This is a genomic window from Streptomyces sp. URMC 126 (assembly GCF_051386555.1).
Lineage (GTDB): Bacteria > Actinomycetota > Actinomycetes > Streptomycetales > Streptomycetaceae > Streptomyces.
Window position 1 is genome coordinate 1 of the sequence record NZ_JBPQTX010001416.1, and the last position, 231, is coordinate 231.

A 231-nucleotide genomic window follows, 5' to 3' on the forward strand; every position below is an offset into this window, starting at 1 on the left:
GTCTGGTGGATGCCGTGGCCCATCGTGGGGCCGCCGCCCTCGGTGGCCCACCGGCCGCGCCAGGGGGCGGAGTAGTAGGCGGCGTCGCGGTACCAGGTGGTCTGGCAGTGGGCGACGAGCGGGGCGCCCAGTGCGCCGGAGGCGAGCAGTTCGCGGGCGTGGACGGCGCCGGAGCCGTAGCGGTGCTGGAAGAGGACGGTGGCGTACGGGCCGCCCTCCTCCTGCGTTCCC

The 231-nt window shown here is 76.2% G+C and carries 1 protein-coding gene; it reads right to left on the bottom strand.

Annotated elements, in window-relative coordinates:
• A partial coding sequence (locus ACSNOK_RS36485; RefSeq protein ID WP_436784931.1) for a Gfo/Idh/MocA family protein occupies positions 1 to 231 on the bottom strand: 231 nt, incomplete at both ends.